Genomic DNA, 14,583 nt, shown 5'->3' with positions numbered 1-14,583 from the left:
TAATATCTTGCATTTTTCCGGCTTTTTGACCATTTTGGTTTATTTACCTAATTCCACCCCGGAAACCTCGGATCGGATCTGAACAATTGATCCTTACAAGCTGGGCTTAATTAGTTTTTTCAAAGCTTTTCTTGCGTAATCTCCTTCATCCTCAGACCATTTAGTTATTTTTCGGAAATCTGTGTTGTCTGTAAACTGGTCTATATTTCCAATCAAGCGTATCTTGGATAACTGTTTAATATCATAATCCTCTATTTTGTGTGCGATTAGCATAGCAATTTCTTCACCATTCATTACTTTATAAGGACGATCAAAAAAGTATGAAACTTCATCTGGAAGCTTTTCAGTAATCTTTAGTTCGTTGTGCATGCTTGACAGATATTTATAAGCATTATTCAGTGCATGCTCTCGGTCTCTCCATGTAACTGCTGTTTGAGCAGTCCAAAGGGACGGAAATAATTGATCAGAACATTTCAAACGTTTAAATGCAGTGCCAAACCATTTTGGATATGGTGCATATTGACGCTCCATGAGAAAGCAGAGATTCATAATATCCCGGACAAGGCGTGAACCGATAATGGCTGAACCCAATTCGTCGTCTACAAAACCTGAACGAAGCATCAGATGCTCTTCCTGACCAATTCGCTGCCAACTTGATGCCATAAGGTATAACCAAATATCATGAGGGTAATATTCAAATTGTTTGCGTAATGTGGAAAGTTGACCATTATCGTCCCTAAAAACTTCCCCCCGTGTGATTTCGATAAGTGACTGCGAAGGAAAGGTTAGCCAATCTATTGGTTCTAATTCATCCTTCCTAACAGCCATGTAACTTTCGATGAACTTCGAAACCGTTGTAATTACGCTTTTCCCTATATCAACGGGGAATCCATAGAACTCTTCTGGGGCTTTTTCTTGTAAAGTTGATAATATTTGTTCGGAATACCCAATATCTAATTGATTTAGAAAAAGATATACCCGGGGGAACCAATCGTGATCGGTCGACATTTCTGTATCATATCCAAGCACTTCGCTGCCGGGACCCATTAGAGCGGCTGAATAGGACAAGAAAGAGAAATTGTCATTCATAACTGGCTCAATGATTTCCATATGAAATCGACGGCATAATTCTATTCCCTTAATAAAAGACATTCGCCATTCCTCCAAATCCATAAACATAAAAAACAAATATCATTATATACATACAACTCATCACTTTTTTACTTTTATTTTTTCAGGTATCATCTTCCAATACTTTGGATCTTCCAAACCGAGCCGCCAAATACCAATTCCCCGTAAGTTATATTTTTCTACAAGGTTTAGCTTAAACTCCAGACTTTCGCTATTCTCAAACCATACCTGGTGGTTATGTTGATCTTTATCTGTGTAGTTGAAATGAGGTGTTTGCGAACGGGAGTCCCATTCAACTTTAGCTTTATATTTATTTTTTTGATCCATTAACTGTTCGTAGGAGCTATAGACAGCTTTGTTTGCTGTTGTATCCCAATCCCATCCATAACCTGCGATACCAAGTAAAATCTTTGAAGGTGGTACCTCCTGTTTCAAAGCATAATGAATCGTTGCTTCTGTCCAATCGACTGATGCTGTTGACCCGGGTTTTGTTCTGGGATTGTGTTCATCGTATGTCATGATTATTAACTCATCTGAATAGCGACCAAGCTTTTTGTAATCAAACCATGGTGACCAGGGATTAGCACGGGAATCACCTGTGTTTGCTGGGACTGAAACCGTAACTACTTTTCCATCAGTGTGCAAAGCATCAGAGAGTTCTTTTATCATTAGACTAAAAGAATCCTTGTCAGCTAAATTCAAATTTTCCATGTCAATATTAATACCATCATATTTAAACTGTTCCATTTCTTTCTTTAAGTTCTGAATGAAAACATTGCGGTTACGTTCGTTAATGAGTACATTACTCGCTACCTGCTTGCCCTTCTCAACAGTTTCATAAAAGAGATTATGTACAACCATATATACCTTCAGGTGTTTTTCATGAGCACTCTGAATAACCGTTTTTTTATGATCAGGTGTAACGGAATCTATAAGACTGCCGGGACTCTTATCATCAAGCTTATACCAAAAAGGCGCAATAATGGTTAAATTGTTGTATTGCGAATCAACTGTAGGTTGTGACCCTGGAAACGTTCCTTCCTTTTCTGTGTAGAAACCTAAAACTTCCCGGGGAGTTTTATTCTTAGTGTAATTTTCTTTACTTTGTACCCGACTACAGGATGACATTAGTATTATTGCCAAGCTTAAAGCGATAATGGTGAATGACCGATAACAATTTTTCGCCATACTACACCTTCTTCTAATAAAGTATATTTCTTAAGTTGGTAGGAAAAGGTGTAACTTATTCTCGAATTGACTTTCCACTCCACCAAGGGCTTCATAAAATAGACGAGATATATTATCTTTCAAAACAAGAACAAGACTAAATCTTTTCTTTGATTTTTTCGATAACAGTCTTATAATATTCAATTTGATGAGGTACAAATTTATTCCTGCCTACATGTTCATCAATTAAAATTTTAGTTCCATCTTGCATTATTTCAAAACCTTTTATCCTAATTGTTTCTCTTTTACCTAACCAAAGTTCAGCAAAATGATTAAATTCAACCTTCACAATTCCCGCAACTTCCTCTTCCTGCAGAGTAAAGTCATCAAGAGAGTTTTTACATTTATACAAAAATACGTTTGCTATTTCCTTATCGATAAAATCTACTCTTTTTACACAGTAGTCTATAATGCCCAATGGAATTAATTCCTGAAAGGAAATATCAATCCCAATCTCTTCCTTAACCTCTCTTACCCCATCTTGAACTCTTTCATTTGCCAGTAAATGGCCAGCAGCAGTAATATCCAAAAGATTTGGATAGTCCTTTTTTGTACTACTGCGAAGTTGTAAATATAGATAAACACTTCCCTGTTCTTCACTAATAAACCAACAGTGAAAAGCTTCGTGCCAATATCCAAATTTATGTACATCTTTTCGACTAGCGATGCCTATTTGACTTCTATTTTCATCAAAAATTGTTAATTGTTCATTATCCATCCAATTTTCCCCCTGGGTTTTTAACCTTTAAATATAATGTAGTAACAGCAGAAGAATAATAAGTATTTAAAATGTATTTAATATAGGAACTATTATTATTGATAAAACTGAACTTATTAAGAATGTTATAAGCCAATCTCTCTTTTTAGTCGTTCTAAGGAGTATATTCAGTCCCGAACCAATAAACATACAAAGTAAAAAAACAAATAAAATCATAATAATTGAGACCATTCAATTACCTCCTTACATCAAATATGAATTTTTTTCCATTATACCCTATATTGATCTAACCTGCTCCCTTGATACAACAAGAAAAAGCCGCCTTGTTCGGCAGCAGAATTTTAAGTAATGCTTTGGTATTTTTCTAATTCAATAATCCGAAACCTTTTTCAATTTATTACATCACGGTTTCCCCTATTGATAAAACCTTCAATTGCTCCTTTGGCAGCTGGAGTCTTTTCCATTCACGCAGTAAACGCTCTAAGGCTTCGGGACCTGTGTCATCTGCCAGCCGATAAGCACCATAATGCATAGGAACAAATTGCTGCGCCTCTAGTTCAATAAATGCCTTCACACTATCTTCAGGAGATATATGCGAGACTGCCATAAACCATTCCGGTTCATAGGCACCAATTGGCATAAATACGATATCAATCATAAAACGTGAAGCTATTTCCTGAAAACCTGAGAAATATCCTGTATCCCCAACAAAATAAAATGTTTTACTGGTAGTTTGAAATATCCACCCACCCCAATGGGAAGTATTCATATCGTTAAACGTCCTTCTTGTCCAGTGCTGTGCTGGTACAAAGTGAATTTTGATCCCTTCATATTCAAACGATTCCCACCAGCTCATTTCTCTTACATTTTGATAACCTTTTTTTATGAAAAGAGATTTCATCCCAATGGGAACAAAATAGTATGGATTTCCTTTTAGTTTTTTCAACGTTGGAAAATCAAGATGGTCATAATGACCATGTGAAATGACCACAACATCGATATCTGGCAAATCTTCCAACGATATTCCCGGTTCAGTTAATCTCTTCTGAAAACCCATTCGCTTCGCCCATACTGGATCAGTAAGTATATTAAGTCCATCAAGTTGAAGTAAAAAGGTAGAATGTCCAATCCAGGTATAAGAAGTTATACTTCTATTTTCCTTAATTTCTTGAATCCTTTTTTTTGAACATTGTGGTATATTTTCAGTTAAATCCTTCTCTTTACTTCGTCTTTCCTTCTGCCACTTTCGCATATCCCGAAACGTTTTCTTATTCGACACATCATTCAAATTAACATACCTTGTTTTCATAATTTCTCCTCTGTCCCAGTCCTTCCAAATTTATGTTCAGAAGATAAACCTTTCTAAAAACTATTACAAATTTATTGAAACCTCTAAATATTATTTTGTTATCTTGTCTTTTTTACAACGTTCATTGAAGGGGTTATTTAACTTTATTCGCCATTACAATATCCTTTATCTCGTCAACACGATGAACAATAAAAGTAGGATGGGATTGACTTAATTCTTCAGAGGAACCGTATCCATAAGTTACTCCTATTGAATCAATCCCAACATTATTTGCACCTATAATATCGTGCTTACGGTCTCCGACCATAATAAAGTTATCAAGGCTAAATTCTTTGTACTTATCAATTATGTATTGAATAATTTCGGTTTTAGATGATCTTGTACCATCAAGATTACTTCCAACAATGTAATCGAAATACTGGTCAATATTAAAATAATGAAGAATTTGTTCTGAAAAAACGGTAGGTTTTGAAGTTGCAACGATTAAGGTATATTCCTGTTCTTTTAATGATTTTAAAAGTGTTGGAATATTGTGGTATAATACATTCTCAAACATACCTTTTTGCTTAAATCGTTCCCTATAAAAATCAATTGCTTTTAGGGCCGTCTCCTCATTTAAACGGTAATATTCAGCAAATGAAACTTGAAGTGGCGGTCCAATAAAGCATTCCAGTTTATCAAGATTCGTTTCAATAATGCCTAATTTCTCTAAAGCATATTGAACGGATTTAGTAATACCTATTTTCGGGTCCGAAAGTGTACCGTCTAAATCAAATAATATTATTTTATATTTATCCATATGAAAATACCTCCTGAATGATACAAAAAGCCAACCTGTAAGCGTCAAGTTCATTTGAACAATTTTGCTTATTAATTTTGAACACTTTCTTCCTTAAATATTGTCTCACGATGCTTCATTCTATAACTTGAATCGTTAAAGTGAACGATTTCTGCCCGATGTATGAGGCGATCAAGGATAGCTGTTGCTACCCCTATATCACCTAATAGTTCAGTCCACTCTTTTGGAGAGCGATTGGACGTAAGAATAATCGATGAATTGTTATATAGGTCATTAACTAACTGAAAAAATAAATTTGCTTCTCTTGGATCCATTGCTGCATACATCAAATCATCGATAATGACTAATTGTGATTCTTTCATTCTCTTAATCCTGGTTTGGGACTTCCTAGTTATATCCATGGTTTTCAAGGTATGAACTAGGTCTCCCATAGTTATAAAGGAGACTCTGTAACCTCGTTTAATGGCTTCTAAACCTAATCCAACGGCCATGTGTGTTTTCCCGACACCTGGTGGTCCCAATAGAATAAGATTAAATAACTGCTCAATCCAAGCTAATTCTTTTAATTGATTAAACTGTTTTAAGCTTAACGATTCTTGTTCCTCTAGATTAAATTGTTCCAACGGAGTAATGCATGGAAATGCTGCGAGTTTCAAGCGTTTTTCCATATTTTTCTCGTCTCTCATTTTTCGTTCGTATTCCACTACATTGTTTAGAAAAGCAATATAGCTAAGCTGCTCCTTTTCAGCTTCTTCAAGATGAGAAGGGAGCTTTTTTGAGGTTTCTACTAGCCTAAGTGAAATAAGTGAGTCTTGAAGATATTTTATTTGCTTCATTTTGCACTCCTCATAATCGTGAAATAATCCTCCAATGGACGCTGATTTGCCTCAGTATCTGCAAGTGTTATCTCAGCGATGTCGTTATAATGTGCTTCAATCTGTTCATCGCTGGCGTTTACAGTGTTCACTTGGCGTTGTCGCTTAAAGAGGGATACGACATCCTGGAAGTCATTTGCACTAAAGAGTTTCCTCTCCATACAGAGTGCTAGTGCCTCATTTATTACTTCTAATGAATCTAGGTCAATACACTTTTTTATTAAGTTTAATTGATCACGAATATAGCGTGGATACCTATTTCTTAACTCAATTAAGTACTTAGTAGCTTGGGATTTATTCGTAAAACGCTCACTTATGACTTCGATTAGCTCATTTATTCCCTTTGATTTATCTCGTTGATGAGATCTATTTTGAATGAGTTTCCCTTTATCTGGGCTAATAGTATGTGTTGCCAGAATTTCTCCTGTCTCCTGGACATAGATTACTAGTTTGTTATCCTCTGTCACATAATAAAGTACCTCTGGATACTTTTGAAATGTTCCTAACGGAACAGAGTATCTGTTCGAGAGATAAAGGATTGTATTGTCCTTTCGGACACTTCTTGTTATACTAGTTTGGTGAATATGATTTAGAGAGATGACCTGTCGCATGTGTTGCTTTTCGAGGAGAAACACATCGGCGGGTCTTCTTTTTGTTCCATTATGGATTTTGCCATTGCCTGTTCTTTTTAACCATTTATGAGACTGCTCATTCCAAGAATCAATGTTATGGAAAATTCTATTATTAATGAAGTTATTTTTGATAAACTTAACTGCATTTTCTACTTTTCCTTTACTCTCTGGATCAGCTTTCCTACAGAGTTTCACTTCAAATTTAACTTCATTTACAAATTGTTGAAACTCTTCAGTGAGTAAAATATCCCCTTCATTCTCAGATACAACAATTAGTCGATCCTGGTCATACAATATCTCTTTTGACACACCCCCGAATTCATTAAATGCATTCCTATGAGCCGAAATTACATCCCTTGTCGTGAAAGGGCGATTCTGATATTCAACGTATTTGTATCTTGAATGGGCTAAGACAAATACAATAAAAACTAACTTAACAGGTTTACCATATTGATTCTTTACTGTTTTAAAACCAAAGTCAGCTTGAATTTGTTCTCCCATTGGAGGGTCAGGCACTGCTTGATAGTCCCTAGAGCTTGACTCTTTTGGGATTTGGTAATCTTCTCGAAGACACCTCACATAATCTCTCACTGTACTTTCCCCAACTTCGAAGTCGGGATATTTTTCTTTAATCCAGTCATGCACTTGAGCTGCAGTTAAATCTGGATATTCTCTTAACCAATAAAGGACCAATTCTTTATGAATGTCTAACTTCTTACTCCTAGTCATAGTTGATGCCGTCCACTCCGCCATTTCCTCTGGGGATTTACGAATATATTTGTAAACAGTATTTCTTGATATATTTAGTTTCCTTGCAATAGTAGAAATGCTATATTTTTGATTCAACATCCCTCTAATTTCTACATACATTTCAAACTTATCCACCTTTTCCAATCCTCCGCCTAATCATAGAAGTATAAAAATCTATCATAAGGTGGAGAATCATTTTAGTAAATAAGTGTTCATAATTATTCGTCGTAAACTGTTCAATTTAGTCTAGCACTTACACAACCCCATTAAAACATAGCAGGTACACTAAAATTCCCCGTTAGTGAACAACATTTCGTTTTTAAAAACAAACTACAGGGTTTGAATTCTTTTATTTTTCTCGTTTTCATCTATGTATTCAAAAAAACCAAGACGATTGCCCCAGGGATCGGTAAATGTAGCCCATTTTACCGGAACTTCTTCTCTAGAGAATATCTCAAATGATTCATCGACATTTAATTCCTCTACCATTCTATTTCTTTCTTCCTCAATAGACAAAACGCCTAATCGAATAGGACCACTCCCATTTGCAGGAGTACCTTCAGCTACCTGCAGCCAACATCCAGGAATAAGTTCCCACTCTGCAAATCCTTCATGTGGTACAAAGTCTGGTTCTCTATTGAGTAATGTTTTGTACCACATGAGACCTTTATTAAAGTTAGTTACTCGAACTTGATAAGTCATTTCGTAAATCATTGCTTCTCCCCCTTAATTTCCATTTACCAGCCTTTACGCTTACTTAAAGAAGTTATATGGCTAAGATGATGTCGCCCGTGCCAAGCGTAGATTCCTATATTTTTACCTACTGAAACTTCCCCTGAATCTGGGTGGATAAATGTCTTTTCCATATCAGCTGGACTTAGACTACGTAAAAGGTTTGTCCAGCGTTTATGCAATGCATCGAGCAGAGATAGAGAAATATCAGTAGGTAATTTATAATCAGAAAGTTCCGCCCAATTAGTTTCGTCATATGGCTTAATTACGGGGGTTTCTTCTGTAAGAGCCAATTTAAAGCGAACGTATGCATTCATATGACTATCTGCCAGGTGATGTACTACTTGTCGAACAGTCCACCCTTCTGAACGATAAGGTGTATCAAGTTGTTCATTATCTAAGTCTTTTACAGCATCTCGTAATAATCTTGGTAAGTTTTCAATTTCATTTATCCAATCCTTTATAACGCTGTCAGTAATCTCACCATTAAATTGAAATTTTCCAATTGGATATTTTAAATCCATCTCCTACCCCTCCTATAATATCTAGTAATTTTTTTGGTAACTAATGAAATGTCTATAAATATCTAATTCTACATCATTTCTTTTAATCCCTTTACACCTATTACGCTATAACTACCTCAACAATTATCTTTCACTAACCTGCTTCATTAGTACACAAGATAATTACTAACAAAGCAATCCATATTTGCTCACATATATTCAGTTTTTTCAAGACTAGTATTCATTTGAAAACGTGTATAAAATTTAATAATCAGTGTGTAGAGATATTGGTATGAGTTTTACTAACCAAAAATATATGTCGAATGATACGTCTGCCATCTGAAATTTCTATTTTTTCGGAGGGTGAAAAATATGTACAGGGATGATAGGCTGCCTCAGAGCCCAAAAGAAGGCATACTATTTATGTTGATTATTTCGATTATTTCAGTCAACACGATTGCACCGATTATTATGGGTTTGGAATTCGGTTTCAGTAAGGAAAATTACTTGGAAACCTTAAAGGTTATTCCAATTATGTGGATTATCGTCATAATATTAGTAAGGCTTGTTACGGGACCATTAGTTGGTAAATTGATGCCGAAATTCACAGGAATAACAGATGGATTTAATGCAAGGGTTTTATTAAATATTTTATTGAATGTTACAGTCTTATCCATTCTTCTTACAATTATCGGAACTTGGGTTGGTACGAAACAAATAAGCCTTGAACCTTTTCAGAACTTTTTTCATAGTTGGTTTAGAAACTTTGGTGTTGCGTTTTGGATTGAGTTGTTACTTGCACAGCCTATTGCAAGATTTGCAATGAAAAAATTGCATTCATATCAAGCACATAAAGTTATGGCTGATAAACTTTAATATTTTGAAACATAGTCTTAGCCGATTGGTTTTTTTATAGCCTATCGGCTTTTAATTTACTAAATAAAAGGATTTAATACACACAAATTTTCATACAAACTCCTCTTTTTACTTCTTCCACCAACCTTACCCGTTAGCCAAAGCAAAAAAAAAATCGGAGCTTTGTTATAGCTATGATCCTCTCGTTTGCTTAAGCACCAAATCACTAAGTCCTATTCTATTCTAAAATCATAAATTTCGTTTGGTATACTTAATTTGTGCCCATTAATCACAACAGTATTTTCATTTTCCCATTTAATTTTCGCCGTATCTTCATGATCGTTCCAATAAATATTCTTTGGCTTTCTACTCTCCTTATTGAAATACAAGACACCTAGTACGGCAAAATCCGTTGTTGCCCCACCATTATTAACATAAGCTTTAATCGTATAATCCCCATTAGGGGAGGGAGCTTTAGAAATAAATTTTTCTGGAGATAAACGGTTAATATCGAAAAACAACCAATATACACCATATCCTATTAAACAAAGTAACAATAATGAAATAATGAATACTTTCTTCTTCATAATTTTTCTCCAAAGATATATTCTCATTAACCAATTCCTTATTAGGCACTAAAAATTAGTATATTTAAATTTGGCCACTTCTTTTGCCACTAAACCAAATTTTTCCTTAACTAACTTACTTTATTCTCTTACACTCATAATAAATCCTTCTTGAACAAACCTGCCCTTTAATACAATACACAAAATGAATGCAGGAGCGATCAATTCTTCTATAACTCTTACCCCAGATAGTTTATAAAGTAAAGGTATTAGTTTGATGGGGGTAACATTTTAATAAAGTATTTTGGGGATTCCGTAAACCCTTGTCGTAAATAAAACCTATGTGCGTCTATTCTCTTTGAATGGCAATGCACTTCAATTCTATCGCAATTTCTTTTTATAGCTAAATCAGTACAGTATTCTTCAATCTTACGTCCTATCCCCTTATTTCTAATGTTTGTATCAACTGCAAAATAACTTATCCTTGCGAAATCTCCTTTTACAGCTAATTGTGGTATAAAATGAATGGAAATCAGAGCAATCACCTTTTTATCTTCTTCAAAAACTAATAACTCCTCATTCGTATCCATAAGAAGTGTTTCAATTTTTACTTTAATAAATTGTTCCGTATCTCGATAGTCCAACTGATTTAATAACAAAGAAATTTGCTTCCAGTCTTCAACATTGGCTTTTCTAATCCCCATCCATTTCAGCCCCTGATTTTTCCATTATTTTCAAATCTATAAGAAATATTGCTTTCTTATTCAACAAAGCTACCCGTTAGCTCAAAAAAAGGGCATATTGCTGCCCTAGTTCTTCGTCCTTCTTTTTTATTTCATCACTAACAATTTTTAATGCTTGTGTAAATAATTCTAAAAAATCTGTATTAATTTCTTTTTCTATACTTTTAAGCTTAAAAATATTCGGTTTTTCCAAGTTTTGTTCGAAGGAAAGCACCAAACTTTTTGTTCAAATGTAGCCTTTTCTTTTTCCGTATATTTTTCTTCTGGTGAATGAACAAAACGGTATCTTATTTGATTATAAGCATATATCTTATGCCATAAAATTTTCGGTATCGTTTATATTTAACCCAACCTTTGTTGTTAAGTTAAAGCACCCAATAGTTTAAGTACGATACTTTACAAGCTTACTCAACGAAAAAGGCAATGTCCATTAAACATCGCCAAAACACTTTTATAATATATTAATCTTCTGTTCCTAATACATCTGTATTTGGGGGCTCATAACCCATCTGACGGAGCATTGCTACTATTTGTCCCTTGTGATGAAACTCGTGAGTGATGGTGTGCATTAGCAATTTACAAGGAGTAATAGATAATAGTTCAGGTGCCTCTCTCCAAGGGATTTCTCTCTCAATTAGCATGTTTAAATTTTGTCCATGTAGTTCTAATAATTCATTTACTATTGAATCCACTTGTTCAAATCGTGCTATTATTTGCTCTAAACTGAGATTTTGTAATTCTTCCCTTGAAGTAAGTGGTTTTTTCGTCTTCAATAAAACAAATGAGCCAAGCCATGCAACATAGCAGTCAGCTATATGAACCAATGTGTCTCTTACACTTTCCCAACCGAATCCATTTGTATATGTAAAATGATTAGGATCTAATTTCCCACAAAAATCTAACAGCGTTCCTCTAGTTTGTCGAACCCATCCATATTCGTGTTGAAGCATCCAAACACCCACCTTTAACAGATATAACTACTTATTCTATACATGTATAGAATAAACCTTTCTTTATTGACTAAAAAAGGATTGCAGCAGCAACCTCTTCTTAAACTCAAGCACCCGTTTGTTTAAGTATATTTCTTCACAAACGGGTGTTATTTGCTTTTGAATACTAGAAAAGAGGTTTATTCAACAATCTCCTTTTCAATGGAACCTTCTGTAAAATCCCTTTTTTTGATTTTATACCCTATATATAGAATCAAAAACCATATAGGTGCTACAACTAATGCTATTCGCATGTCCTCAATAAATCCAATTAAAACAATGACAAGCGCTAAAAATGTTAATGCTAAATAGTTTGAAATTGGATGTAAGGGCATTTTAAATGCTAGTTTTTCTATTTCTTTTTTTGTCTTTGATTGTCTGAATTTTAATTGTGCAATCAGGATAATCGTCCAGCTGGTAATAACCGCAACCGTGGCAACAGCAGAAATATACAGAAACACTTTTTCAGGAACAATATAATTCAAGACTACTGCGACTAATAAAAACAATGAAGAGAAAAGGATTCCACGTCTTGGACTACCATTCTTGCTAAGCTTTCCGAAATATTTCGGACCGTTATTTTGTAATGATAAATTGTATAGCATTCTTCCAGAAGCGAATAACCCACTATTAAAAGCAGATAATGCTGCTGTTATGACAACGAAGTTAATTATATGCGCAGCACCAGGAATTCCAACCTTGTCAAAAATTAACACAAATGGGCTCCCATTCGTGCCTACCTCATTCCAGGGATATAAAGCCATCATGACACCTAATGCACCAATATAAAAAATTAATATCCTCCAGATAACATTGTTGATGGCTTGCGGAATTGATTTTTGAGGATTATTGGCTTCCCCTGCCGTAATTCCAACTAATTCTACCCCACCAAATGAAAACATCACGAGGACTAAGGACATTATAATACCGTTTATTCCATTTGGCATGAATCCTCCATGAGCCCAAAGATTGTCAAAACCGAATGGCTGTCCTCCGTTCCCGATTCCCAGGAAGATGATTCCTAATCCAAGGAGAATCATTCCGATAATGGCTACAACTTTAATCAGTGCAAACCAGAATTCAAACTCTCCATATGCTTTTACATTAGCAAGATTTATCATTGTAATTACGATAAGTACAGCCAGTGCGATCAGCCACTGTGGAATATCAGGAAACCAGTAATTTACATAAACACCAGCCACCGTTATTTCTGCCATCCCAACGACAACCCACATAAACCAATAGGTCCAGCCAGTTAAATATCCTGCAAACGCCCCTAAATATCGATGTGCATATGAACTAAATGAACCTGAAACCGGTTCATCCACAGCCATTTCTCCAAGTGCTCTCATAATGGTAAAAATAACTAAGCCTCCGACTAAATATGAGAACAAAATGGATGGACCAGCCATTTGAATGGTTGCACTCGAGCCATAGAACAAACCAACTCCAATTGCACCTCCAAGTGCAATTAACTGGATATGCCTATTGTCTAAACCCCTTTGAAGTCTCTGATTTTGATTATCTTTACTCAATCATAATTCCTCCTTAAAATTTTATTTCTAATATTGCAAGGTCTATAAGAAACAAAGTATAAAAAAACGCCCTTTTGGATTAACCAAAAGGACGTTTTAACACGTGTTACCACCTTTAATTCATAAGCAACTCACAATGCTTACCTTTGTAAGTACAGTCATCTGACGATACTTTAGCACATGATTACGGGTGCTAAGCCGGTGTAGCCTACTAAGGAATCCTTTTCAGTACACTGCTCCAAGATGAATTCACAATCGTTCAACATGCACCTCTCATCAACCGGTAACTTTCTGTCTGTTTGCATGATTGCTACTATTTCTTATCATAGCCTTTGTTCTTATATCCCGAAATGTTTTAAACAAATCTTTGTTATGCAAATATTAATTGTATATTATTTTATAGAATAATTTAAGTATGTCAATATAAAATGTTCTTCTTCAACACCCTCAGTTTAATCCGATTTTCTTTAAATATGTTATTCAAGAATATGGCCCGTTTGTTGAAGATAGTAATTTTTATAATAAATTTACTCCAGTTGGAAATCATTCACCACAACATGGTTCGACGTCTATTTTTGTAAATCCTTCTTAAAAAATCTGCCTTGTTGGTACAATAAAAAAATGGGATAGACGCAGACAGCCCTTATCTATGATGTATAATCCAAATTATTGTCATATCAATATGGAAAATGTGGGTTCATTGAAGGTCAATATATTATCTTCTGAAAAGCCATATTTCAAATAAAATAATCTCCCTGTTTCATTTTCAGGATGAACCGTTAAATTCAAACGGTTACAAGAAGGATTTCTATTCTTAATATATCTAATCAATTCATTTAATGCTTTTGAGCCAAATCCGTTTCTTTGAGATCTTTTATCTATGAAAAAATGAAATAGCCAATAATCATCTCTACTATCTGGTGTATAATGCAGATTGAAAAAGCCTACCATCTTATTTTGATAGTAAATTCCATATGGCTCTACCATTTTCCCGCCTGGTCTAATATATGCTTTAGCTAGAGCAATAGCGACGGGAGGATTAATAGATGCAACAAATTTCTGTTGTTCATCGTAGACAGATAATTCAAGTGCTTCTCGCCAATTGTCTGAACTTATTAATCTAATACTTATATCTGACATACTTACACCCCCATTTAATCTACTCAACTTTCCACTATACCTGCTTCATTAATATACCAAATTTTTCAAAAAAGAGCAG

The 14,583-nt window shown here is 34.7% G+C and carries 16 protein-coding genes and 1 other annotated feature; of the genes, 1 reads left to right on the top strand and 15 read right to left on the bottom strand.

Annotated elements, in window-relative coordinates:
• Positions 1-93: 93 nt before the first annotated feature.
• From SFC47_RS06750 to SFC47_RS06710, 9 genes are all read right to left on the bottom strand, one after another.
• On the bottom strand, positions 94-1,152 hold the full coding sequence (locus SFC47_RS06750) for a DUF4037 domain-containing protein (protein WP_411253471.1): 1,059 nt from the start codon (positions 1,150-1,152) through the stop codon (positions 94-96).
• A gap of 60 nt (positions 1,153-1,212) precedes the next feature.
• Positions 1,213-2,319: a glycosyl hydrolase family 18 protein gene (locus SFC47_RS06745; protein ID WP_411253470.1), complete on the bottom strand. Its 1,107-nt coding sequence runs from the start codon at positions 2,317-2,319 to the stop codon at positions 1,213-1,215.
• A 136-nt stretch (positions 2,320-2,455) separates the two neighbouring features.
• Complete coding sequence (locus SFC47_RS06740) at positions 2,456-3,076, bottom strand: NUDIX hydrolase (protein WP_411253469.1); 621 nt, start codon at positions 3,074-3,076, stop codon at positions 2,456-2,458.
• A gap of 397 nt (positions 3,077-3,473) precedes the next feature.
• Positions 3,474-4,385, bottom strand: a complete 912-nt coding sequence (locus SFC47_RS06735; protein WP_411253468.1) for an MBL fold metallo-hydrolase — start codon at positions 4,383-4,385, stop codon at positions 3,474-3,476.
• 133 nt (positions 4,386-4,518) lie between these two features.
• The gene (locus SFC47_RS06730) at positions 4,519-5,184 is read right to left on the bottom strand and encodes an HAD family hydrolase (RefSeq protein ID WP_411253467.1); all 666 of its coding nucleotides are present in this window, start codon (positions 5,182-5,184) and stop codon (positions 4,519-4,521) included.
• A gap of 71 nt (positions 5,185-5,255) precedes the next feature.
• Positions 5,256-6,020 (bottom strand): IS21-like element helper ATPase IstB, encoded by a 765-nt coding sequence (istB, locus tag SFC47_RS06725; RefSeq protein WP_411253466.1) that lies wholly within the window; start codon positions 6,018-6,020, stop codon positions 5,256-5,258.
• Complete coding sequence (istA, locus tag SFC47_RS06720) at positions 6,017-7,576, bottom strand: IS21 family transposase (protein WP_411253465.1); 1,560 nt, start codon at positions 7,574-7,576, stop codon at positions 6,017-6,019. The genes istB and istA overlap by 4 nt, the downstream gene beginning before the upstream one ends.
• Positions 7,577-7,771: 195 nt before the next feature.
• A complete protein-coding gene (locus SFC47_RS06715; protein WP_411253464.1) occupies positions 7,772-8,155 on the bottom strand; it encodes a VOC family protein in 384 nt (127 codons plus the stop codon).
• A 23-nt stretch (positions 8,156-8,178) separates the two neighbouring features.
• On the bottom strand, positions 8,179-8,697 hold the full coding sequence (locus SFC47_RS06710) for a YfiT family bacillithiol transferase (protein ID WP_411253463.1): 519 nt from the start codon (positions 8,695-8,697) through the stop codon (positions 8,179-8,181).
• A gap of 351 nt (positions 8,698-9,048) precedes the next feature.
• Between SFC47_RS06710 and SFC47_RS06705 the strand changes: the two genes are divergently transcribed.
• The gene (locus SFC47_RS06705; protein WP_411253462.1) at positions 9,049-9,552 is read left to right on the top strand and encodes a DUF2798 domain-containing protein; all 504 of its coding nucleotides are present in this window, start codon (positions 9,049-9,051) and stop codon (positions 9,550-9,552) included.
• A gap of 212 nt (positions 9,553-9,764) precedes the next feature.
• Here the strand turns inward: SFC47_RS06705 and SFC47_RS06700 are convergent, their stop codons facing one another.
• The 6 genes from SFC47_RS06700 to SFC47_RS06675 form a co-directional block, all read right to left on the bottom strand.
• Positions 9,765-10,118 (bottom strand): DUF5412 family protein, encoded by a 354-nt coding sequence (locus SFC47_RS06700; protein ID WP_411253461.1) that lies wholly within the window; start codon positions 10,116-10,118, stop codon positions 9,765-9,767.
• 248 nt (positions 10,119-10,366) lie between these two features.
• Complete coding sequence (locus tag SFC47_RS06695) at positions 10,367-10,801, bottom strand: GNAT family N-acetyltransferase (RefSeq protein ID WP_411253460.1); 435 nt, start codon at positions 10,799-10,801, stop codon at positions 10,367-10,369.
• A gap of 76 nt (positions 10,802-10,877) precedes the next feature.
• Entirely contained in the window at positions 10,878-11,033 is a 156-nt protein-coding gene (locus SFC47_RS06690) for a hypothetical protein (RefSeq protein ID WP_411253459.1), read from the bottom strand.
• Positions 11,034-11,301: 268 nt separating this feature from the next.
• Positions 11,302-11,790, bottom strand: a complete 489-nt coding sequence (locus SFC47_RS06685; RefSeq protein WP_411253458.1) for a DinB family protein — start codon at positions 11,788-11,790, stop codon at positions 11,302-11,304.
• A 179-nt stretch (positions 11,791-11,969) separates the two neighbouring features.
• Positions 11,970-13,364 carry an amino acid permease gene (locus SFC47_RS06680; RefSeq protein ID WP_411253457.1) on the bottom strand — a complete coding sequence of 465 codons (1,395 nt, stop codon included), beginning with the start codon at positions 13,362-13,364 and terminating at the stop codon, positions 11,970-11,972.
• A gap of 84 nt (positions 13,365-13,448) precedes the next feature.
• Positions 13,449-13,700: a binding site (T-box leader), on the bottom strand.
• Between the two features lie 336 nt (positions 13,701-14,036).
• Entirely contained in the window at positions 14,037-14,504 is a 468-nt protein-coding gene (locus SFC47_RS06675; RefSeq protein WP_411253456.1) for a GNAT family N-acetyltransferase, read from the bottom strand.
• Positions 14,505-14,583 lie beyond the last annotated feature (79 nt).

This window comes from Neobacillus niacini (assembly GCF_046591715.1).
Lineage (GTDB): Bacteria > Bacillota > Bacilli > Bacillales > Cytobacillaceae > Neobacillus > Neobacillus niacini_L.
Note: the sequence above shows the minus strand (reverse complement) of the source record. Positions and strands in the feature narration are given on the sequence as shown.